1 protein-coding gene is annotated in these 1,081 nt (G+C 69.5%); it reads left to right on the top strand.

Annotated elements, in window-relative coordinates; all coding sequences use genetic code 11:
* Window positions 1–14: 14 nt before the first annotated feature.
* Window positions 15–1,081, top strand: a 1,067-nt coding sequence (locus FKP22_RS31365) for a GGDEF domain-containing protein (protein WP_141292063.1), incomplete at its 3' end; no start/stop codon positions are given.

The following is a 1,081-nucleotide window of genomic DNA, read 5'->3' as shown; positions in this document are numbered from 1 at the left end:
CCGGCTGGTGGCTGGTGACGGCCAGCCTGCTGGTGTGGACGGTTGGCGGCTTCGGCAACCTGTGGCACGAATGGGTGCTGGGCCTGGCCAACGAGATGTACCGCGGCGCGATGCTGGCCTTCCACCTGGCTGCCGTGCCGCTGACCTTTCTGCTGGCCAGCAGCTGGCAACCCGCTGGCCAGCACTGGGTGCGAGGCATCGACGCGCTGCTGGCGCTGGCGCTGGGCTTCGGCTATTTCCTGATCACCTGGCATGTGCTGACGGTGCACGGCGCGCAGGACCAGCCCGGCGTGCACACGATGATGTGGCTGTTCGACGCGCAGAACCTGTTCATCGTGCTGGGCGCGCTGGTGCGCTGGTGCGCGGCCGAGGAAGCCGACGAGCGCACGCTGTTTGGCGTGCTGCTGGTGCACGCGCTGCTCTACATGGGCGTGGCCGGCTGGAACAACCACTTCATTGCCGGCGACCCGGCCTATGGGCCGGAATACGGCGCAGTGGTCACGGTTGCATTCGCGCTGCTGGCCTCGCTGGCATTGCGGCCACCGCAGGCCGAACTGGCGCTGCCGCAGCCTCCGGCGGTGCTGGTGCGCAGCGTGCACGCGGCCGGGCCGCTGGTGGTGCCGGGCGCGCTGCTGGTGGTCTCGCTGTTCCTGATCCGTTTGGACTACGCCTGGGGCACGGCAGGCGTGGTCAGCGCAGTGCTGGGTTATGCGCTGCGCAGCGTCGTTTTGCAGGTCAGCCAGATCGCCCGAGGCGAAGCCTTGCAGCGCGAGCACACCGCGCTGCGCTCGCTGGCCTGGACCGACGCGCTGACGGGCGTGGGCAACCGCCGCTTCCTTGACCATGCGCTGGCCGGCGCCTGGTGGCGCGAGCAGCGTGGCACCCCGTCGGTGGCGGCGGTGCTGATGATGGACATCGACCACTTCAAGCTGCTCAACGACGAGCTTGGCCACGAGCGTGGTGACGAATGCCTGCGCCAGGTCGCGCAGGCACTGCAGCGTGCCTTGGTGCGGCCGGGCGACATCCTGGCGCGCTACGGCGGCGAGGAATTCATCGCGCTGCTGCAGGAGGTGGACGCCGA

It is taken from the genome of Ideonella azotifigens (assembly GCF_006519715.1).
GTDB lineage: Bacteria > Pseudomonadota > Gammaproteobacteria > Burkholderiales > Burkholderiaceae_C > Ideonella > Ideonella azotifigens.
Note: the sequence above shows the minus strand (reverse complement) of the source record. Positions and strands in the feature narration are given on the sequence as shown.